Origin of the sequence: Micromonospora sp. NPDC050980 (assembly GCF_040653835.1) — a bacterium.
Taxonomy (GTDB): Bacteria; Actinomycetota; Actinomycetes; order Mycobacteriales; family Micromonosporaceae; genus Micromonospora.
In genome coordinates this window covers 1-21,157 of record NZ_JBFAGS010000007.1, presented here as the reverse complement: position 1 = coordinate 21,157, position 21,157 = coordinate 1, and the positions used below count along the sequence as shown (strand labels likewise).

Genomic DNA, 21,157 nt, shown 5'->3' with positions numbered 1-21,157 from the left:
GTTGCCGCCTTAGCTCAGTCGGCTAGAGCGACGCACTCGTAATGCGTAGGTCGACGGTTCGATTCCGTCAGGCGGCTCGGTGTGATGCCCTGACCAGCGGAGAAGCTGGTCAGGGCATCGTTTGCATCGATGAGGATTTGAGTCACCCCCCGAAAACGGCCTCTGGTGTCGGCTGGACGGAGTCAGATCGGGACGTCGTGCGAGCGCGGCCGACCGGCGGCGACGGTGCATCGCGGACGAGGCGTGAGGTCCGGACACAGTTCGGGCAGGGTTGTTGGTCACGTCGTTCAGCCGGGCCAGAGGTTCCCCGGCCGGGCGCGGACTGTGGTCCCGGTTTCTCGGGTGGATGGCGCCTGCGTCGGTGGCGTCTGGTCACTCGGTAGCGTGGGTGTCCGATCACCGACCTGGCGGAGGTTCCTTGTGGGGCGGCTGGTGCTGACGGCTGATGAGGCGGCGGTGTGTGAGGCCGTCGGGGTCAGATCGTTTGTGCAGGCTCGTTCGCTGGTGGCGAGCGGCGCGCTGGCCGAGGTGAGCTGGGACCCGCGTTCCGGCTGCGGGCGGGCTGCCGTACAGGGTGAGAGATCTGGTTGGGTGACGGTGTCGGTCGTCGTCGGCGCCGGCGGTGCGCTCAAGAGCATCAGCGGCACGTGCACGTGCTCGGCGGCTCCGGTGTGTGCGCATCCGGCTGCCTTGGCGTTGATCGTCTGCACCTCCGAGGCGTCCAGACCGGAGCCGGCGTCGTCGTGGGAGCTGGCGTTGGCTGGTCTGGTCAACGTGGACAGCCCGGCCGTCGTGCCAGGTTCTGCGGAACTGGCGTTGCAGTTCGAGCTCGAGGACGGTGACGGCCGGGGAAGGTGGCGGATCGCGCTCCGGCCGGTCGTGCCCGGTAAGAGAGGCTGGATCCGGAGCGGTGTCTCATGGGGGACCCTCGGCTTCGGGTACGTTCCCGATTCACCGCACACGCAGCATCACGTCAATCTCTTGACGGAGTTGCTCGCGCTGGCGGACGACGAGGGAAGCGACCCGTACGCATACCGCTACTACGGCTCGGGCCAGCGCGTCGTGTATCTGGATGAGTTTCGTAGCCGGCGGGTGTGGGACGTTCTGGCCGAGGCACGGGAGGCGGGCCTGCCCCTGGTGCAGAGCGGCCGGGCCGCGTCACCGGTTCAGGTCTCGGCAGGGCCGGTGCGGTTCTCGGTGCGGGCCGATCGAGCCGCTGCGGGCCTGCGGCTACGTCCGGCACTGAGCGACGATGCGGGGACGATCGATCCCGAGAAGATGATCGTGGTCGGGCGGCCGGCGCACGGCGTTGCCTGGTGGGGTACGACGGGGCCGGGTTCCTCGACCGATCCGGGTACCCTGCGGCTCGCGCCCCTGGCGAGACCCCTGCATCCGCGGGCCATGGAGGCGCTTGCTGCGCCAGAGATCGTCGTTCCCGCCGCCGAAGAGCCTCGGTTCCTGCGGCAGTACTATCCGGGGCTCGTCCGCCAGGCCGATGTGGTGCCGGCCGACGAGACGGTGGGTCTACCTGAGCTCGGGAAGGCGACGCTGACGCTGTCGGTGCGGCCGCTACCGGATCACCGTATGTCGTTGTCCTGGGAGTGGGCGGCCGCCGTCGGTTCGGAACGCCAGGTGGAGCCGCTGCACGCCGGTGTGCACGACGACCCCGACCGGACCGCGACGTTGCAACGCGTCACGGCGCTGGTGGCGGACCCGGCGTCCGGGCTGACCGAGCCGTACCCAGCCGGCCGGCGGCTGCTGGAGCACGCCGTCGTCGCCGATGACGCGATGCTGCGGCTCGTACGCGACGTGCTTCCCCGACTCGCCGAGATGGACGGCGTCGACGTGGCCGTCCAGCCGTATGACGACGTTCCGGAGTATGTCGAGACGCAGGAAGCGCCGGTGGTGTCGTTTGCGGGTGCGACCGAAGCCAGCGCCGGCACGCAGGACTGGTTCGACCTGTCCGTCCGGGTCACCGTCGATGGAGAGCAGGTCGGCTTCGAAGGGCTGTTCCTCGCGCTCGCCGCCGAACAGGAGTTCATGATCCTGCCCAGCGGTCGCTATTTCCGGCTGGAGCAGCCAGAGTTCCGGCAGCTGCGCGACCTGATAGCGGAGTCCCGTGAGTTGGAGGACGCCCCGCCGGGTGTGCTGCGGGTCGGACGCTTTCAGGCGGGGCTGTGGCAGGAGCTGTCCGAGTTGGGCGAGGTCACCGGTCAGGCGGCGGTCTGGCAGGAGTCCGTGCGCACGCTCAGCGACGCGAAGGCTGGTCCCGCCGATCCGCCACAGGTGGGGCTGGACGCCAGCCTACGGCCATATCAGCTGGAAGGCTTCCGATGGCTTGCCACCCTGCACCGGCATGGTCTCGGCGGGGTGCTGGCCGACGACATGGGGCTGGGCAAGACGGTGCAGGCGCTGGCCCTGATCTGCCGCGCCGTCGCGCAGGCGCCCGCCGATGCCCCGTTCCTGGTGGTTGCCCCCGCCAGTGTCGTCAGCAACTGGGCTCACGAGGCGGCGCGCTTCGCCCCGCATCTCACCGTCACCCCCATCGTTCAGACCGGCGCGCGCCGGGCCGGCACGCTGGAACAGACGGTCACCGGATCGCACGTCGTGGTCACGTCGTACACGCTGCTCCGGCTCGAGTACGACGACTACGCGGCGTTGCCGTGGACCGGGCTGATCCTCGACGAGGCGCAGTTCGTCAAGAACCCTGCGTCGCAGACCTACCGGTGCGCGAAGCAGTTGCCAGCCGCCTTCAAGCTCGCGATCACCGGCACACCGATGGAGAACAACCTGGCCGAGCTCTGGGCACTGCTCTCCATCACCGCGCCCGGCCTGCTGCCCCGGCTCGACCGTTTCACCGACTACTACCGCCGGCCGATCGAGAAGGAGCACGACGACGAGCGGCTCGCGCAACTGCGTCGCCGGATTCGCCCGCTCATGCTGCGCCGTCGCAAGGCTGAGGTGGTCACCGAGCTGCCGGCAAAGCAGGAACAGGTCATCGAACTGGATCTGAACCCCAAGCATCGCCGGATGTACCAGACCTATCTGCAGCGGGAACGACAGAAAGTCCTCGGCCTGCTCGGCGACATGCAGAAGAACCGCTTCGAGATCTTTCGCTCGCTGACCCTGCTGCGCCAGGCCAGCCTGGACCTGACCCTGGTCGACCCGAAACACCACGCCATCGCGTCGACGAAACTCGACGCGCTCTGCGACCAGGTCACCAATCTCGCCGCGGAGGGGCACCGGGTTCTCATCTTCAGCCAGTTCACCCGTTTCCTGACCACCGCCCGGCGACGCCTCGAGGAGGCCGGCGTCGCCTGCTGCTATCTCGACGGCAAGACACGGCGGCGGGCGGAGGTCATCGCCGACTTCAAGAACGGAACGGCGCCGGCCTTCCTGGTCAGCCTCAAGTCGGGCGGCTTCGGGCTGAACTTGACCGAGGCCGACTACTGCATCCTGCTGGACCCGTGGTGGAACCCGGCGACCGAAGCCCAGGCGGTCGACCGTGTTCACCGCATCGGCCAGACGCGGAAGGTCATGGTCTACCGCCTGGTTGCCAAGGACACCATCGAGGAGAAGGTGATGGCGCTACAAGCCAGGAAGGCCGAGTTGTTCAGTAGCGTCCTCGACGGCGGCGAGTTCGCCTCCGCCGAACTGACCGCCGCCGACATCCGCAGCCTGCTCGACTGATCGGCTCCGAGGTCGATCCTCCGGCCGCCAGGCGATGGTCGCCGGAACTGGCCTTGGCGCTCAGATACGCCCCGCGCGGCACCTGCACGCCCGGATCCTCGCCAGTTATCCGCTGCTCGACGGGCGAGCGCCCGGCTCTCTACGGGCGGTACCGGCGGAACCCGCACGCCGTCGGCGACGTCACCTGGGACTGCCGCAGGGAATTTCTGAGAAGGTGAAGTAGCCCGTGCGACGACCGGAGCTGTACCGGGATCCATCACATTCCTCGTAGAGGCTGCCTACCTGGGTGCTATGCGACGAATCCGAATAGTAGTAGGTCGTGCACTGGTGATCGGGCATGCAAAACCGCGCCTGAGCCGGTGCAGCCGGCATGACAGCGGACGCACCCAGGGCAACGACGGTGACTGCGATCGCACGGCGAATCATGACATCCCTCTCACGGATCGGGGTCGAGGCGAACCTTCGGCATCGAACATATTCAATCGTCGTTGTGGCCGCAAGCACGTCCTGGGATCGGAGGTGGCGACATGCCAAGCCTCAGCGCGCCCCGCCGGCCGGCCTGGGCTCCCACACATCGCGGCTGACGTGGTCCGCTCGATCGCGTCGGGTGGGGCCCCGGGGCGGCGAATGTCCGAGGGCTCGTCGGGTACACGGGCGGTGACACGCGAGAGGGGGACGACCCGTGCAACTCACTGAACAGCAGGTGCGTTCGCTGTACGGCCAGGACGTCCAGGACAAGTCGGGTGCCAAGATCGGCAAGGTCCGGCAGGTGTGGGCCACCGCGGGCCACCCGGCCTGGGTGAGCGTGCAAACCGGCGGTGGCTCTGAGCCCATGGCCCCGCTCGTCAACGGGCAGGTGCAGAAGGGGACGCTGACGGTCGCCTACGACAGGGCGACCGTGCAGAGCGCCCCGAGCGTCAAACCTGGCAGCGACAGACCGTTGACCGCCGAACAGACCGCACAGCTGTACGCGCACTACCGCATGCAGCCCCAGCAGACGCCACAGGCCCGCGACGAGCTGATCCGCTCCGAGGAACGGCTGCGGGTCGGCACGGAAAGCGAGCCTGCGGGCAAGGCGGTACTGCACAAGAACGTGGTGACCGAGAACGTGCACACGATCGTGCCGGTCGAGCACGACGAGGTATACGTCGAGCGCGAGCCAATCACCGCCGCGGACGCGGGCAGCGTACCCGGCGAGATCGGGGAGGCGCAGCAGGAGATGCCGCTGCGGGCCGAGCATCCGGTGGTCGCGAAGGATCAGGTGCCGGTCGAGCGGGTCCGCCTGGCAAAGAACGAGGTCGTCGAGGACCAGCCGATCGACGAACAGGTCCGCCACGAGGAAATCGAGGCGAGCATTCCGGAAACCAGCCGCCGCCGGCGGTAAGGGCCGAGACGTTCCGCGCGTAGATGCCAGATGGCGGATGGGCCACCACGGCCTGTCCGCCCATCAGGCTCAGCTTGAATCGCTACGCGCCCATTCAGTCCGGTGCGCCAACTATTTGGGTGGTGGTGCAGCTCCGTTTGTCGAAGATGCCGATGAACTTGCCGATGGCGCGACGGCCACAAATTTAGCTTCAGGGCCTGTTCATGGCTTCAGTGGATATCCGCCCCGAATGAGTCTGTTGCACCAATAGCAATGGGACGCACGCCCCGTTGAGTCGAGCGCCCTGGCCCTCATGCCGTGCGGCCGAGATCGCCCGCGCATGCGGCGGCGGACCTGGAAGCCCGGCGCCCCGGGCAATGGCGCCCTAGGTTCGGAGAGCGGCCTGGAAAGGCGGAACGACAGTGTTCCGGCACCGCCCTCCAGGCCGGCTCAACGGGGCAACTGGCTCTCGGCCTGCCGTTTCAGGCGGGTCCGATCCCGCAGAGGCCGCTCAGCATTCGGCGGGGCCGGTGGGCACTCCGGCTCCGGGGAAGAGCCCCCACAGGTCCTGCCACTTCGGTACGGCGCTGGGGTTGATCCTGCGGTTGCCCAGCGCTTCGAAGGCTCCCCGGCTCAGGTAGTGCATGACGGGTTGGTAGTCACCGAGGAAGTCGGTGCGCCGGTTGCGTCCGACGAGTTTGGCGTCGTAGTTGGCCGATGAGCCGTCGGCTCGCCAGCCGAGGTGATTCTGGTCGGGCGCTCTGCAGAAGGTCCACTCCGGGCCGACCGACATCCAGCGGACGGTCATTCCCACGGTGCCGACAGGGCCCCAGTCGGCCCAGGTGACGCCGTTGGCGCGGGTGGCGTTGGACGGGCGGTCGGTGGTCCGGGAGAGCAGGATGACGTACCTGCCCTCGCTGTCGACGGTGATCTCGTCGTCCATCAGGGAGGTGATCGGCATGCCGGGTAGCAGTTGCCCCGACTTCGTCAGCGACAGGTCCTGCGAGTACGAGGTCAGTGACCAGTATCGGGCCTGGGCGGCGGTCATGGTCGCCTCGCCGTTGCGGGTGCGGGGGGTGGTGGGGAGCCGTCCGGTGAGGACGACGACCATGCCGGCCTGGCAGCCCATCCGCCGGGTCAGGTAGTCGATGTCGACGACTTCCGTGGCGGCGTGGTCGTAGTCGTAGTGGGGACCGAGATGTTCGCCGTGGCCGTTGACGCCGGCGTCGTACTGGCGTACCCAGGCTCTGCGCTGGGCCTCGGTCTCGAACGGCTTGAGTGAGGGAGCGAGTGCCTGCATGACCGTGCGCAGCACTCCGTACTCCTTGTACCAGCCGAAGTCCGGGCCGTATCGTTCCTCGGGCTGCGCGGGCGCGGTCCAGGTGATCGGCCCGCGCTCGCTGACCTCGCGGTCGAAGGCGGAGAAGTCGGCCTGGATGAAGAACTCCCGACCGTCTGGCAACCGGTAGAGGATCTTCGGTAGCGGCACCCCGGCGAGTGGCGCGGTGCCGTGGTCGGGAGCGTAGTACCGGATCCAGATGTTGCCGGTGGTGAGGTGGCCGGCGCCGCCGCCGGCCGGGATGGGGTATCCAGGGGTGCCGCCCCAGGGGCCGGTGTACTCGATCGCTCCGCCGACCCGGTCGTTGGTGCCGCGGAAGTACGGCGGCTTGTTGGCGTTGCCGTTGAGGGCGACCGGGTCACCCTTGCCGAGCTTGATCCGGACGGTGTAGTCGCGGTTGGTCGCCCGCCGGTCCGCGTTGACCTGGTAGGGATTGACGCTGCCGGGATCGGGTTGGATGTCCGCGTCGACGATGCCCACCTCGCCGACGCCGAGGCCGCGTTGCGCGCCGTAGTAGATGGTCTTCGGGTCGAACGGGGGTGATACCTGCACGTTGAAGTACCGCGCGTGCGGGAATTTGCCGCGGATGACGGCGGTGGTGCCGAACGGGGCGTACAGCGAGGGCAGGATCAGGTAGGTCACGTGCGGGTCCGGAAAGTACGACGGCGAGTCGAAGATGGAGAAGGGTGCGCTCGGCCGGATCACCCACTGCTTCGCCGGATCGACCTGGTCGGGCCGCTGGAGGACGAAGGTGCCGATGCCGGCTGGCCGGCCGCTGGGCACCAGGTCGGCGGGCAGGGTGGCGGGCACCCGGCCGGCGAACCAGTCGTCGATGTACGTGGCCAGGCGGTCGGAGAGCTGCTGCGCCTGAGCGGCGATCGCCGTCGGGTCGCCGTGCGGGTATGGCGGCGGCTGCAGACCGCAGCCGCCGGGGGTGCCTTCGAGCCAGGCGGGGCAGGTGGGGTATTCGATGGCCGACGCGCCGGCCGCCGTCGAGGTCAGGCCGGGAGCCAGCACCGCGGCCAGCGGAATCGCGCCGGCGGCGCCGAGCAAAGTGCGTCGGGCGAGCCGTCCGGTGGGCGGTGGGGGCGGTCCGGTGTGGTGGGACGCTGACATGGCAATTTCCTCCGGATGCGGGGACGGGACGGTTCGGAAGGTGCCGGGAGATAGGGTCGGCAGGTGAGTGGCAAGCGGACGTACGGCGGCCTGTCGGTGGAAGAGCGGCTGGCGCATCGTCGCCGACGCCTGCTGGACGCCGGGCTGGAACTCTTCGCCAGTCGTGGCTTCCACGGCACGTCGATCGAGCAGTTGAGCAGTGCGGCGGGCATCACCGCGCGGGACTTCTACCGGGTGTTCAAGGGCCGCGAGGAGTTGTTCATCGCGCTCCTCGACGAGCTGAACGACGAATCGGTCCGGGTGGCAGCCGAGGCACTGAGCGCCGCCGCCGAGGACGCCGTCGCCCGCGCCCGGGCGGCACTGTCCGCCTACATCCAGTGGACGGTGGCCGATCCACGACGTGCCCGGGTGAAGTACACGCGACCGTTCGGTATCAGCCCGGCCGTCGAGCGACGCCGTCAGGCCGGGGTGGACGCCTTCATCGACCTGGCCAGGCATGAGTTCGAGCAGATGGCCGCTGCCGGTCTGATTCCCCGGCGAACCAATTTCGCCCTCGCGGCGGTGGCGGTGATGGGAGCGGCGAACGAGTTGATCCTCGACTGGGTCGCCGGACGGTACGCCGCCGACATCGACGAGGTGGTGGAGGAGGCGGTGCGTGTGCTCGGTGCGGCCCTGTCCGGACCCTGAGGAGGCTGGGGGGCATAGTCCGAGCCTGAACCACATACATCGATTTGACAAGCCTCTCTTGTCAAATGAAGCCTTCGGTCCTACCGTCGATCCCATGGCCATCCGCGAGGCAGCAGCCGTCCGCCCCATTCCCGAGTTCGCCGACCTGCCGGAGTGGCCCCGCGGCGCACGCCTCCGCGCCATCCGGCAGGCCGCATCGACCTTCAAGGCCCGTTTCGTGGCGCAGGGCACCGTGCTGGGCGTGCGCACCGTACCTATCGGCTACGTGCCCTACCCCACCAGGTACGCCTTCGCCGGCGCGGTACGCGGCCTCGGCCCCTACGTGTTCATGGAGAACCGGCTCGTGGTGGTCCGGTTCCACGACTTCGCCGGCGCCGAGCGGCTCCTGGTGTGGTCGCCGGCCGTCGGCGCGGGCACCCGGCAGGCGCCCTTCTACCGGCAACTCAGCGCGGGCTACCCGAGATGGTTGACCGAACGGGTGTTCTCCCGGGAGTACCACACCCCGGTCAGCGCTCTTGCCACCCTCAACCTCGCGCCCTTCGCCGTCGACTTCGCCGCCTTCGACCACCTGCACGTCCAGGACCCCCGCTACCACCTCGGCACGACGGTCGCCCTCGCCGGGGAGGCGGCGCCGCGCGAGCCGATCCTGCCCAGGGCAACCTTCGTCTGCCAACGCCGCGAGGTGGACACCCTGCGCGACCCCCACCCGATGCAGTGGCCGTGGTACGTCGAGGACGGCTTCGCCCACGCCCGTGAGGACCGGCTGCTGGAAGTGGAGGCGGATGTCGAGCTGGGCGTGGGTGTGGCGCTGGTGCGCACCCCCGGTCACACCGACGGCAACCAGAGCCTGGTGCTGCACACCTCCGACGGGGTCTGGGTGTCCTCGGAGAACGGGGTCTGCGCCGACAACTGGCAACCGGACCGATCCTCGATCCGCTCGCTGCGCGGGTACGCGACAGCAATGGGGTGGGAGGTGGTGCCCAACGCCAACACCCTTGAGGACTCCGTCGACCAGTACGACTCGATGGTCAAGGAAAAGTTGCTCGCGGACGTGGGCAGCACGCAGGAGGGTTGGTTGAACATCCTGCCGTCGACGGAGGTGCTGCCGTGGCGTCGGCAGGGGGTGCGCCCGACGGTGTACCGCGGCGGACTGTCGTGCGGACGAATCCAGTGAACCCGGTCGTCGCCGTCACCGGTGGCGCCCGCGGAATCGGGGCGGCGACCGTGGCCCGGCTCCGCGCGACCGGCTGGCGGGTGGCCGCGGGTGACCTGACCGGTGGTGACTACGAGTTGGACGTCACCGACCCCGACTCGTTCCGCGCCTTCCTCGACAACGTCGAACGCGACCTGGGCCCCGTCGACGTCCTCGTCAACAACGCTGGAGTCATGTGGGTCGGCCCCTTCGCCGACGAGCCGGCAGCCGCCACCGACGCGCAGCTCGCGGTCAACGTGCGGGGTGTCATCAACGGCTTCCGGCTGAGCGCGCCGCGAATGCGGGCCCGGGGGCACGGGCACCTCGTCACCATCGCCTCCTCCGCCAGCCGGGTGCCCGCTCCCGGTGCGGCCACCTACGCCGCCACCAAGCACGCCGTCCTGGGCTACGCGATGGTCGCCCGGGAGGAACTACGCGGCACCGGCGTCGAGGTGAGCCTCGTCCTGCCGGCGGTGGTGGACACCGAACTCGCCCGAGGAACGGATCATGGCGCCGTCGCCCGCCTGCGCCCCGACGAGGTCGCCGAAGCGGTGCTCCGGGTGCTCCGCCGGCCACGCTTCGAGACGTACGTCCCCGCTCGGCTCGGCCTGTTCGCCCGTCTGGTCGCCGGCCTGCCCGCCCCGGCCGGGCAGTGGCTGTGGCGACACAGCGTGCCCAACCAGCTCACCGCCGGCAATCCCGCCGAACGAGTCGAGTACGAACGTCGCCTCACCGGCTGAGGAACCACGGGCCGACCCTCCTCTGTTGGCGCACCGAGCCACCTCGTCCCACGATCCCGGTGCCCCCGCACCGAGTACCACCGGCCGTCCGACCGGACGGTCGCCCACCACCGGAAGGAACCCCCGTGCCCTCCACGACGCGACGCCCGGCGGTTGCCGCGGTCCTCGCCCTGCTCGTTAGCCTGACCATGACAGTGGCCTGGCCGTCGGCGCCGGCCCGCGCAGCCTCCACCTTCACCAACCCGATCGCCACCAACGCCCCCGATCCGCAGATCACCTACGTCAACGGCTACTACTACCTGCTCTCCACCGGCCTCGACAAGATTCAGATCAAGCGCTCCCCGACGCTGGTCGGGCTCGGCGCGGCGCAGGTCAAGACCGTCTTCAACGCCCAACCCTTCACCGGCTATACGGTGGACATCTGGGCACCGGAGATGCACAGAATCGACAACAAGTGGTACATCTACTTCACCGGTGCGCCGTCGTCGTTCTTCGGCTTCTCCACCGAGCACCGGCTGTTCGTGCTGGAGAACACCTCGGCCGACCCGTTCAGCGGCACCTGGGTCAACAAGGGGCGCATCGTCACCCCCGGCGGCGACCACTGGGCCATCGACGGAACGGTCTTCACCAACAACGGCAAGCGCTACCTGGCCTGGTCCGGCCGAGCGAGCACCTTCGACTTCGTCTCGCGCATCTACCTGGCCGAGATGAGCAGCCCCACCACCCTGACCGGCCCGCGCGTCCTGCTCTCCTCACCCACCGCCACCTGGGAGACGCAGGGCACCGCGGTGGACGAGGCACCGTACGTCGTCAAGCGCAACGGCCGGCTGTTCATGACCTTCTCCGGCTCGAACTGCACCACCGACGACTACGCGCTCGGCCTGCTCACCGCCGGGGAATACAGCAACCTGCTCGACCCCGCGTCCTGGGTCAAGACGCAGGGGCCGGTGTTCACCAAGAACCCTGCGCAGAACGTGTACGGCCCGGGACACAACAGTATCTTCCGCGCGGCCGACGGCACCGACTGGCTCGCCTACCACGCCAACAACGGCCCCGAACAGAGTTGCGGCACCAACCGCAACCTGCACGTGCAGCGCATCACCTACGACACCCTCGGAGCGCCCGTCTTCGGCGCACCGACCACCAGCGCCCAACAGGCACCCGCCGGCGAATGACCAGCGACGCCGATGGCCGGAGCACTCGTGCTACCGGCCACCGGCGACTGGCCGGTAGCGACTGCGCGATTGCCCATGGCCGAAGACGACGCACTTGGCCGCTTCCCTTCGCGCACGGATCAGCACGAGGTCGTTAAAGCGTGTCGATTCCCATTTTTGGGGCGGCCTCAACGCCCTGATCCTCTCCTACGGCGACCGGATCGCCATCTAACAGCATCGGTCACACCACAGGCCCGAACACAAAAATCGACACTCCCGGTTCGATCGTCGCGTCGGGTGTGAGGGTTGCCACGAGGTGCTTTTCATGCAGGTCTCGGATGTCGGCGGCGGTGAGCTGCGCGGAGGCGAAGTCGCCGCCGTCGAGGAGGCTCCCGAACAGTTCGGCCTTGCGGGCCTTGAGCCGGGTCTTGAACTTGGCGAGCACCGTCGCCCGGTCGCTGGTGGACCCGTCGAGGTGGTAGCAGCAGCGGATGCCAGCTGTTTCCTACCGCTGCCGGACGGTGCCCAGCAAGCGGGTGAACTGGCTGAACGCCTGGGTCTGGTGGCTTTCGGCGACGAGATCGCTGGCCTGCTCGGACAGCACGTCCAGTTTCGTTGACGGCACAGCGCGGCGTTTCGGGTCGGTCAGGGTGCCAATCCCGGGAATTCTGGAAGGTGAATCATCTCGGACTTTCCTGGGTACCAGCTCGGTACGTCAAGCAATCAGGATCTTGCGGAGTGGCGTGTTCTCATTGTGCGGTCGGTGGTAGGCCCGTCAGCCGTCGGATGGAGGCGACGCCGAGGTCGCCGGCCTCGTCGTCGGCCTTCATCGTCTCACCGAAGCTGGCGCGGATGGTGCTCCATACGCCGTCGTGCTCGGCGATGATGCGGTAGACGGCGAATGGGCTGCCCTTCGGGTCGTTGTAGCGCTGAATGATGACGTCCTGCGTGCCGGTGGGCGCGCTCCAGCCTTTGCCTGCACAGCGCCAAGGGGTGGGCGACCACTCGAGGACCTGGGTCAGTAAGGCCCCGCCGGAACCGGCTTGAGACGATGTGACTGACAGCACGGTCGATACCTCGGCAGGCGGGCCGCTGGTCTGCTGGCAGCCGGTCCAGCGGTACTGCTTGCCCTCCGTGACGACCGTCCACCGCCTGCCGTCTGACGGCACGTCCTTCAGGTAGTCCGGGGACAGCAACAGGTGCCGACTCGGGAACGCGGGAGCGTGGGTCGGGGCGCTCGTCGAGCTCGTGGTCGTCGTGAACGGTGTGTTGCCGTCGATCGTGGTTGAAGCGGTCGTGGGTGTCGCGCCGGTCTTGGTGGTGGCTCTCGGGCTGGGGGCGGTCGAGCCGTTGTCAGCGACTCCGGTCTGCTCCGAATTGCATGAGCTGGTCAGCGTAAGCAGGGTCGCGGCCACCGCGACGGTTGCGCCTCGGCGGGCAGGGGAACAGCGCGCGGGCGGCGAGTTCGAGGTCGTGCGGAGCATGACGTCTCCTTCTTCCAGTCGCGAATTCACCTTAATCAGCTGCGTGCGACGCCGCTCGCTGGTCACACCGCCTTGGTCGGCTGGTTCCCTTCCGGCCGGCCGCAGCGTGTGCGCTGCGGCCGGCCGGCGGCGGGTGTCAGGAGGGGAGGCCCAGCGCGTTCCAGATGATGAAGGGGTTCATGTCTTCGCAGGGGCCGATGGGTGCGGCGCCGTGGTTGCCGCGTGCGGCCCGGAAGTGCACGTGGCGGTGGTTGAGGCCGTCGGCCTTGGTGCCGATCTTGGCCCATCTGGTGCCCTTGGTGAAGGTTTGGCCGACGCGCAGTTCGGAGCCGTCGAGCAGGTGGCCGAGGGTCAGGCTCATGTTGACCGAGGGGAAGTAGACCTGGATCCACCGGTTGTAACCGCCGGGGTCGTAGCCGCGGCCGACGACGCGACCGGGTCCCCAGGCGTAGATGCGGCTACCGGTGGGGGCGCCGACGTCGACGCCTTTGTGGCGCTGATCGCCCTGGCAGCCGAAGCGGTAACCCGGGAAGTACTGGTTGTAGCTGGAGGTGGTGCGGCCGTTCTCCACTCCCCACCACGTGCCGGCCGGGAGCGGAGCGGCGGTGGCCGGCGGGGCCATGAGCAGGATCAGGGCTGCGGCGAGGGTTGCCGCCAGTGCGAAGCGCCAGCGGCGCCAAAACGATGGCATGGTGCATCCTCCATACGGTGTGGTGCGGGCGGGAGCGCCGGGAGACAGGGTGTGTCACACGGCCCGGCTAGGTGAACGCGAGTTCGGACGCGAGGTTCCTGTGGGCGAGGTGCCGCCGCGCGTGATCGTGGCGGCCCACATCGGAAGGTGGGGCAGGCGATGCGGCCTGTCGGTCTGATCGGTCTCGTCGCCACCGGTGCGAGGTGGTTCAGTAGCCGTTGGGGGTGAGGACGTCGATGAACAGCGGGTCGCGTTGGGTGCCGCCGAGGGTGACGCTCTGGGTGACGACCTTGCCGTAGTAGGCGTTGGCGTTGATCACTTTGTTGTTGCCGATGTAGATGCCGGTGTGGTCGAGGTCGCCGCCGTAGCGGATGCCGTCACGTTTGTTGGTGTCCCAGAAGACGAGATCGCCGGGGCGTGGGTTGGTGACGCGGCGGCCTTGGTTGATCTGGCCCTGCAGCCAGTAGTTGAGCTGTAGTCCGCGTCCGGTGGCGTTGAGGGTGCCGTGCCAGATGGCGTTGCGGTTGAAGCACTCGCAGTCCATGGCGCTTTCCCGGCAGGTCCAGCCGTACTCGAGCTTGTAGGGGCGGCCCAGCCGGTTCTTGGCCGCCGCGACCACCGCGTCGCGCACTCGCGACGCCATGGTCGTCGGCGCTGACTCGATAACCTGCGCATCCTGCTGCGCCTGTCCGCCGGCGTGTGCGGGAGCGCCGGGACCGGTCAATGCCAGGGCCGTCACGGTGATCGCTGCGAGTGCGGCTCGCATGATGTGTGTCATGCTTCCTCGATTTCTAGGCGGTGATGGAATCGAGAGACAGACCGATACCGTCTGTCTCATGCGCGGGCGAAGGCATGCCGACGCGCGCAGATGGAAGTCGGCGGCCAGTGACCCCGTTGGGGACCCGATGTCCCGCGCAGGTGGCGGTCGAGTCTGCCGGAGTGGCTGGAGGGGTCGTGGTTGGCCAGAGCCGCCAAGCACCGACTACCTACGGCGTAGGTAGGTCGTGCGGGTTTATCGGTTGTTGGCCAGGGCGATGAGGCGGCTGCGGTTGCCGTTGAAGTAGTTGCGGTCGACGTCGCCGCTGACGCCGGGGACGCGGCCGCTGGCGGTGTACTGCCAGAAGCTCCAGAAAGGGGCGCCGGCGGGTAGCGTGCCGGGGCTGCTGGCCCATCGGGCGATCCAGAGGGGGTGGTTGGCCCAGGGGCCGCGCCAGTTGCCGGTGCAGGTGCTCCACCAGTTGGTGGTGGTGTAGATGACGGCGTAGCGGCCGGTCCGCGCACGGTAGGTGTTGAGGAAGTCGGCGATCCAGGTGCGCATCGCCGACTGGCTCAGGCCGTAGCACGAGGGCCCGTAGGGGTTGTACTCGATGTCGAGGGCGGCGGGCAGGGTGCGGCTGTCGGCGGACCAGGCGCCACCGTTGCTGGCCAGGTAGCGGGCCTGGACGGCGCCGCTGGAGCGGTTGGGCAGGGCGAAGTGGTAGGCGCCGCGGATGACACCGGCGTTGTAGGCGGCGACGTAGTTGCGGTTGAAGTTCGGGTCTTTGTAGCTGGTGCCTTCGGTGGCCTTGATGAAGGCGAACTGGATGCCGGAGTTGCGCACGCTGGTCCAGTTGATCGTGCCCTGGTAGCGGGAGACGTCGATGCCGGGTGTGGTGGCGGCCTGTGCGGGGGTGGCGGTGACGGCGACCAGCGTGGCGGCGGTCGCGGTCAGGGTCAGGGCGGCGGCGAGGATGCGACGCATCCGGGGACGGATCGGTGCCATGACACTCCTCAACTCCATCGGCAAGTTTCTATCGGCGTCATGGTTGTAGGAAAGCTTCTAGATCACAATCATCGGCGGCAACATATTCCACTACCGTCTCGTGGTGGCGGACCGGGTATCCGAGCGCACCGGCAGATGCGTGAGGGCGCGCATCCCAAGGTGGGCGCCTCGGCGACGGCTCAAGGACTCGCGACACGGGCACTCGTCGCGTCGATCAGGCTGGGTGCGCCCACCCTGCGCCCATCCTCTGCGATCGACTCCGCTGAATCGGTTAAGTGGGACTGTTGCGCTCGCACCCCTTCCATTGAGGAGCGTAGAACTCTACCGTTGTCGGTGGAAGCGCTCCCAGATGCTGGACCGTCCCATGTCTGCCGCAGGACGCCCAGCCTTCCCGCCCCACCACCAGCAAAGGACAGGACATGCAGGTACGCGCACGTAGATGGGTCGCCGCAGCGGTGGCCCTCGCCGTCGCCGGACTCGTGGTCCCACCGGCCGCCACGGCAGCGTCCCCGCCCGCCGCCCCGGCCCCGGCTGTGGCGCCGATGGCAGACTGGCTGCACGCCAACGGCAACAAGATCGTCGATGAGTCCGGTAATCAGGTCTGGCTCACCGGGACCAACTGGTTCGGCTTCAACGCCACCGAGCGGGTCTTTCACGGCCTGTGGAGCGGCAACATCGAGACCATCACCCGGCAGATGGCCGTACGCGGCATCAACATCGTGCGGGTGCCGGTCTCCACTCAGCTGCTGCTGGAGTGGAGGGCCGGGCAGACGGTGATGCCGAATGTCAATCTCGCGGCCAACCCGGAGCTGGCCGGGATGAACAACCTGCAGATCTTCGACCACTGGCTGCGGCTGTGTGAGAAGTACGGTTTGAAGGTCATGCTCGACGTGCACAGCGCCGAGGCCGACAACTCCGGGCACATCTACCCGGTGTGGTGGAAGGGCACCATCACCCCGGAGAAGTTCTACCAGGGCTGGGAATGGGTCACCGCCCGGTACAAGAGCAACGACACCATCGTGGCGATGGACATCAAGAATGAGCCGCACGGACAGGCGGGCACGTCTCCGCGCGCGAAGTGGGATTCCAGCACCGACCAGGACAACTTCAAGCACGCGTGTCAGACGGCCGGCCGGCGGATCCTGGCGATCAATCCCAAGGTCCTGATTATGTGCGAGGGCATCGAGACGTACCCGCGGCCGGGCAAGAGCTGGGACTCGCCGCCGAACAACCCCGACCGCAGCCCGAACTACTACAACAACTGGTGGGGCGGCAACCTGCGCGGCGCGAAGGACCACCCGGTCAATTTGGGCGCCAACCAGGACCAGCTGGTCTACTCGCCGCACGACTACGGGCCGCTGGTCTTCGAACAGCCCTGGTTCGCCGGTGAGTTCGACAAGACCTCGCTGACCAACGACGTGTGGCGGCCGAACTGGCTCTACCTCCACGAAGACAGGACCGCGCCGCTGCTGATCGGCGAGTGGGGCGGCCGGCTCGGCCAGGACGCCCGGCAGGACAAGTGGCTCAAGGCGCTGCGCGACCTGATCGCCGAGCGCAAGCTGCACCACACCTTCTGGTGCCTGAACCCCAACTCCGGTGACACCGGCGGCCTGCTGCTCGACGACTGGAAGACCTGGGACGAGACGAAGTACAACCAGATCCTCAAGCCGACCCTGTGGCAGCACAACGGCAAGTTCGTCAGCCTCGACCACCAGGTACGCCTCGGCGGCACCGCGTCGACGACGAGCATCAACCTCACCGAGCGCTACGCCGGCGGCGGTGCGGACGACACCGTCGCGCCGACCGTCCCTGGCCGTCCGACGGTGACCGACGTGACCGCCGGCACCGCCAAGCTCAGTTGGGCCGCCTCGACCGACAACGTCGGCGTCGTCTCCTACGACGTGCTGCGCGCGACCGGGACCGGCCCGGCGACCGTTGTCGGCACCGTATCCGGCACCACCTACCAGGCCGGCAACCTCAGCGCGGCCACCACGTACACGTTCACGGTCAGGGCGCGAGACGCGGCCGGGAACGTCTCGGCCGCATCCGCGGGCCGAACGATCACCACACCGGCCGGTGGCGGCGGCAGCGGCGGGTGCACGGCGACATATGCGCTGACCAACACCTGGCAGGGCGGATTCCAGGGCGAGGTGGCCGTCAAGAACACCGGCACCGCCACGACGAACAGCTGGACGGTGACCTGGACCAGCCCGAGCGGCACCACCATCTCCTCGGTGTGGAACGGCACGCTCACCGTCGCCGGCGCAAAGCTGACCGTCCGCAACGAGCCGCACAACGGCCAACTCGCCGCCGGAGCGGTCACCAGCTTCGGCTTCACCGGCACCGGTCCGGGCACCGTGCCGACGACGCTGAGCTGCACGGCGTCGTGACCGGCGCCCCAGTCGCTCAGCGGGCTGCTGCCCGCCCGGCGTCTCCGACGCGATCACCCCTCGTGGTGCTCGCGCACCGCGGGACCGCCAGCTACGACACCAGCAGCACGTTCGACACCAACGTCGCCAAGGCGTACAACCGGGTCTGCGCGAAAGGGCCCGCCATCTTCGACGACCATCGCGCAGCCGCTCAGTGCAACTCGCGGGCGGGCCGGCCGGGCCAGGTCCGGTTTGCTCGCCCGCGACAGACCCGACCCTGACCTGCCCCGAGACTCCGGTTGAGTCCGATCGCCTCTGACCTGCGACTTCCAGCTTGATTCGCAGGCATGGCAATGCGCGCTCGAGCTGGCAGCGCTCCGCCATGCCTGTCGCCACTCGGGACCCCGCATAATCAAGGAGCATCATGAAACGTTCCCTCCGGGGCATCGCCGCGGCCGGCCTGCTGGCCGCCGGGTCGATCGTCGCCGTCGCACTCGGCGGCACCGCCTCCGCCGACACCCAGATCTGCGAGCAGTACGGCTCCACCACGATCCAAAACCGGTACGTGGTGCAGAACAACCGCTGGGGCACCACCGCCCGACAGTGCATCAACGTGACCAGCACCGGCTTCGAGATCACCACCCAGCAGGGCTCCTCACCAACCAACGGCGCGCCGGTGTCGTACCCGTCGGTCTACCTCGGCTGCCACTACACCAACTGCTCTCCCGGCACGAACCTGCCGATCCAGGTCAGCCGAATCAGCAGCGCCACCAGCAGCATCAAGTACAAGTACGTCAGCGGGGCCACCTACAACGCCTCGTACGACATCTGGCTCGACCCCTCGCCCAAGCGGGACGGGGTCAACCAGATGGAGATCATGATCTGGCTCAACCGCCAGGGCCCGATCCAGCCCATCGGTTCACCCGTCGGCAACGCCACCATCGACGGCCGCAGCTGGCAGGTCTGGCGCGGCAGCAACGGCGCCAACAACGTCATCTCCTACCTGGCCCCATCCGCCATCAGCACCGCGAACCTCAACCTGCTGGCATTCATCACCGACACCCGCAACCGGGGCGCGATCACCAACAGCTGGTACCTCACCAGCATCCAGGCCGGCTTCGAACCGTGGAAAGGCGGCACCGGCCTCGGCGTGACGTCCTTCTCCGCCAGCGTCATGGGCGGCTCGACCACCCCGCCCACCACGAAGCCGCCGACCACCCCGCCCTCGACGACCGCCTGCGCGGTGAAGTACACCCGGGCCAGCGTCTGGAACAACGGCTTCACCGCCGACGTGACGATCACCAACCGGGGAGCCAGGACCATCAACGGCTGGAATTTGACCTACAAACTGCCGACCGGCCAGCAGGTCACCAACGCGTGGAACGCCACCGTCACACAGAACGGGTCCACGGTCAGCGCGCGGAACGTGAGCTTCAACGGGTCGATCGCCCCCGGGAGTACCGCGAACTTCGGATACGAGGCAAAGCTGAGCGGCAAGTATGCGTCGCCGACCAGCTTCTCACTCAACGGAGTCACCTGCAGCCGAGCCTGACACTGCCATCCACATCCTTGATGAGGGGCGTGACCGGTTCGTCACGCCCCTCATTCAGGCATCGAGGTAGGAGCCGGCTGGCAGAGGGTCCCATCTGGCGCGGGTGCGTGGGTCGAGGGCAGACGGCGGCCTTGGTCGGGGTGTCCTGACGGCGCCATCAGGTGATGATTCACCTGCCGTCGCCGTCTGAAATGGACCGGGCGGCTGTGGCGGAGTTGCACTCTTGACAAATATCCACGTTCATTAATTTACTGGCCGGGACGACAAACATGGTCGCCCCCTCAGCTGGCCGACCCCGACCGAGAGGACCCCGGTGAGACGGATCCTGAGCTGCGCGCTGACTGCGGCAGCGCTCATCACGACACAGATCACCGCGGCGTCACCGGCCTCGGCGAAGACCAGCCCTTCATGGTGCAAGCCAGGCGTCACCGTGTCAGTCACCGACGTCACCGATGCCAGTGCCCCAACGACGTGCGACGTCAACGACGTCGTCGTCACCGACGGGGTCGCCGCGACCCGCCTGCCGGCGCCCGGCGAACACGTCAGCGTCGACGTGCTCACCACCACCGGCGCCCGCCACCTCACCGTCGCCCGAGACCAGTCCGGCGCGATCCGCATCAGCCCGACCGATGCCGGACCCGGAGCGATCAGCACGTCATCAGCCTGCGGCAGCAGCGCCTACAACCGGGCCGGCTACCGCTGGACCACCACCTACCAGTGGTGGTACAACTCCAGCAACGTCGCCGCCGGGGTGTACGGCCGCGCCGAGGACGACCTGCGCGCCGCCACCACCAACATCACCCAGGGCCACAACGACTGCGGCATGACCGGACGTCCACGCGCCTACCACAGCTACCGCGGCCGCACCACCACACGACCGCAACTGTCCACCTCAGGCGCCTGCACCGGCAACGACGGCCGCAATGTCACCGGCTGGGGCACCATCAACTCCACCACCATCCTCGCCGTCACCTGCACCTACCACAACGGCGGACGCGCGCTCGCCTCCGATGCCCTGATCAACACCCGCTTCCGCTGGACCGACCACGCATCCGGCTGCACCAACGCCTGGGACCTCACCAGCGTCATGACCCACGAACGAGGACACACCTTCGGACTCGGCCACAGCAGCGCCGACACCGCCTCGACCATGTACCCCTCTATCGCCGCCTGCACCTTCGGCAAGCGCACCCTCGGACGCGGAGACCTACGCGGCCTGCTTGACCTCTACGGACGACGCTAAACAGGCAGCCCGAGCCGAGCACATGAAGCGCCAGGCACGCGGGTCGAGCGACCGCGCACATCGGCTGCCCGATCCGTCTGTCCTGGGGCCTTCGTCGAAGCCTGGAGGGCCAAGCCCAAGGGTCGTAAACCGCAGGGGGTGAGGCGACCGCTGATGGCCGGCCGGACCGGCAGTGGGCTCTGGGGCTCGCCAAGGTCATTTGCGTAGTCGGGTAGCTGCTGGTCACGGTGGTGATGAGGTCGTGGGAGCGTCGGGTGGCTCGGGCGATGTTGGTCTCTCCGTTGCCGCGGTGGAGTCCGATGGCGGTGTTGCGCTGGGCCGCTGCGACGGCGGGTCCTGTGCCGGTACGGGCCCGGTGGGCATCCTCGCCGAAGGGCACGTCGCGGACCCAGTGCAGCCGGTTCTCGATGTGCCATTCCAGCCGTGCCCATTCCCACAGGTCAGCGGGCTGGGCGTGAGCGGCGGGCAGGGACGCCACCAGGTGGGCCATCTCCTAAGTTCGCTTGCCGGCCACGGTGCGCATGCGGGTGATCCGGACGGCCTGCTGGGCGTATGGAAAGCTGAAGCCGCCGCAGGTCTGGACGGTCAATGCCTTGACGGTGCGGTCTCACGGCAGCCGTGCCCGGTGTCGCGGTGCTGGTCCCCGACCGGCACATTGGCCCAGCGGGGGTGCGAATTTGTGTCAAGCCCCGGGTTTGGTGGAGAGTTGGTTAGCTGGTTTTCAGGGGTGCGGTGACCGGGTGGGTCATCGCGTGTAGGGCCTCGTGTTCGGCGG

16 protein-coding genes and 1 tRNA gene are annotated in these 21,157 nt (G+C 68.2%); 10 read left to right on the top strand and 7 right to left on the bottom strand.

What is annotated here, in order from left to right:
• The first annotated feature begins 3 nt into the window (after positions 1-3).
• Positions 4-77 (top strand) — tRNA-Thr (locus AB0H28_RS13290).
• Between the two features lie 343 nt (positions 78-420).
• Positions 421-3,690: a DEAD/DEAH box helicase gene (locus AB0H28_RS13285; protein WP_358038303.1), complete on the top strand. Its 3,270-nt coding sequence runs from the start codon at positions 421-423 to the stop codon at positions 3,688-3,690.
• Positions 3,691-3,870: 180 nt separating this feature from the next.
• Here the strand turns inward: AB0H28_RS13285 and AB0H28_RS13280 are convergent, their stop codons facing one another.
• Positions 3,871-4,116 (bottom strand): DUF6289 family protein, encoded by a 246-nt coding sequence (locus tag AB0H28_RS13280; protein WP_358038300.1) that lies wholly within the window; start codon positions 4,114-4,116, stop codon positions 3,871-3,873.
• Between the two features lie 256 nt (positions 4,117-4,372).
• On the opposite strand from AB0H28_RS13280, the gene AB0H28_RS13275 reads away from it, so the two are divergent.
• The gene (locus tag AB0H28_RS13275) at positions 4,373-5,074 is read left to right on the top strand and encodes a YsnF/AvaK domain-containing protein (protein WP_358038297.1); all 702 of its coding nucleotides are present in this window, start codon (positions 4,373-4,375) and stop codon (positions 5,072-5,074) included.
• Positions 5,075-5,564: 490 nt separating this feature from the next.
• Here AB0H28_RS13275 and AB0H28_RS13270 read toward each other — a convergent pair whose 3' ends face one another.
• The gene (locus AB0H28_RS13270; RefSeq protein WP_358038294.1) at positions 5,565-7,508 is read right to left on the bottom strand and encodes a hypothetical protein; all 1,944 of its coding nucleotides are present in this window, start codon (positions 7,506-7,508) and stop codon (positions 5,565-5,567) included.
• Positions 7,509-7,571: 63 nt separating this feature from the next.
• Here AB0H28_RS13270 and AB0H28_RS13265 point away from each other — a divergent pair, with 63 nt between their 5' ends.
• The 4 genes from AB0H28_RS13265 to AB0H28_RS13250 all read left to right on the top strand — a co-directional run bounded on the left by AB0H28_RS13265 (position 7,572) and on the right by AB0H28_RS13250 (position 11,302).
• On the top strand, positions 7,572-8,195 hold the full coding sequence (locus AB0H28_RS13265) for a TetR/AcrR family transcriptional regulator (RefSeq protein WP_358038291.1): 624 nt from the start codon (positions 7,572-7,574) through the stop codon (positions 8,193-8,195).
• 94 nt (positions 8,196-8,289) lie between these two features.
• Positions 8,290-9,369 (top strand): hypothetical protein, encoded by a 1,080-nt coding sequence (locus AB0H28_RS13260; protein ID WP_358038288.1) that lies wholly within the window; start codon positions 8,290-8,292, stop codon positions 9,367-9,369.
• On the top strand, positions 9,351-10,127 hold the full coding sequence (locus AB0H28_RS13255; RefSeq protein ID WP_358038285.1) for an SDR family oxidoreductase: 777 nt from the start codon (positions 9,351-9,353) through the stop codon (positions 10,125-10,127). Before AB0H28_RS13260 ends, AB0H28_RS13255 begins: the two co-directional genes overlap by 19 nt.
• Positions 10,128-10,252: 125 nt before the next feature.
• Positions 10,253-11,302 carry a glycoside hydrolase family 43 protein gene (locus AB0H28_RS13250; protein ID WP_358038282.1) on the top strand — a complete coding sequence of 350 codons (1,050 nt, stop codon included), beginning with the start codon at positions 10,253-10,255 and terminating at the stop codon, positions 11,300-11,302.
• A gap of 220 nt (positions 11,303-11,522) precedes the next feature.
• Here AB0H28_RS13250 and AB0H28_RS13245 read toward each other — a convergent pair whose 3' ends face one another.
• The 5 genes from AB0H28_RS13245 to AB0H28_RS13225 form a co-directional block, all read right to left on the bottom strand.
• Positions 11,523-11,726 carry a hypothetical protein gene (locus AB0H28_RS13245; protein ID WP_358038279.1) on the bottom strand — a complete coding sequence of 68 codons (204 nt, stop codon included), beginning with the start codon at positions 11,724-11,726 and terminating at the stop codon, positions 11,523-11,525.
• Between the two features lie 304 nt (positions 11,727-12,030).
• Entirely contained in the window at positions 12,031-12,765 is a 735-nt protein-coding gene (locus AB0H28_RS13240; protein ID WP_358038276.1) for a hypothetical protein, read from the bottom strand.
• A gap of 136 nt (positions 12,766-12,901) precedes the next feature.
• Positions 12,902-13,456, bottom strand: a complete 555-nt coding sequence (locus AB0H28_RS13235) for a peptidoglycan DD-metalloendopeptidase family protein (protein ID WP_358038273.1) — start codon at positions 13,454-13,456, stop codon at positions 12,902-12,904.
• A 208-nt stretch (positions 13,457-13,664) separates the two neighbouring features.
• Positions 13,665-14,234, bottom strand: coding sequence for an NlpC/P60 family protein (locus AB0H28_RS13230; protein ID WP_358038270.1), 570 nt, complete (start codon positions 14,232-14,234; stop codon positions 13,665-13,667).
• A gap of 234 nt (positions 14,235-14,468) precedes the next feature.
• Complete coding sequence (locus AB0H28_RS13225; RefSeq protein WP_358038267.1) at positions 14,469-15,218, bottom strand: lysozyme; 750 nt, start codon at positions 15,216-15,218, stop codon at positions 14,469-14,471.
• Between the two features lie 542 nt (positions 15,219-15,760).
• Here AB0H28_RS13225 and AB0H28_RS13220 point away from each other — a divergent pair.
• The 3 genes from AB0H28_RS13220 to AB0H28_RS13210 all read left to right on the top strand — a co-directional run bounded on the left by AB0H28_RS13220 (position 15,761) and on the right by AB0H28_RS13210 (position 20,382).
• Positions 15,761-17,608, top strand: a complete 1,848-nt coding sequence (locus AB0H28_RS13220; protein ID WP_358038264.1) for a cellulase family glycosylhydrolase — start codon at positions 15,761-15,763, stop codon at positions 17,606-17,608.
• 403 nt (positions 17,609-18,011) lie between these two features.
• Positions 18,012-19,139 carry a cellulose binding domain-containing protein gene (locus AB0H28_RS13215; protein ID WP_358038261.1) on the top strand — a complete coding sequence of 376 codons (1,128 nt, stop codon included), beginning with the start codon at positions 18,012-18,014 and terminating at the stop codon, positions 19,137-19,139.
• A 430-nt stretch (positions 19,140-19,569) separates the two neighbouring features.
• Positions 19,570-20,382, top strand: a complete 813-nt coding sequence (locus AB0H28_RS13210) for a matrixin family metalloprotease (RefSeq protein ID WP_358038257.1) — start codon at positions 19,570-19,572, stop codon at positions 20,380-20,382.
• Positions 20,383-21,157: the final 775 nt, after the last annotated feature.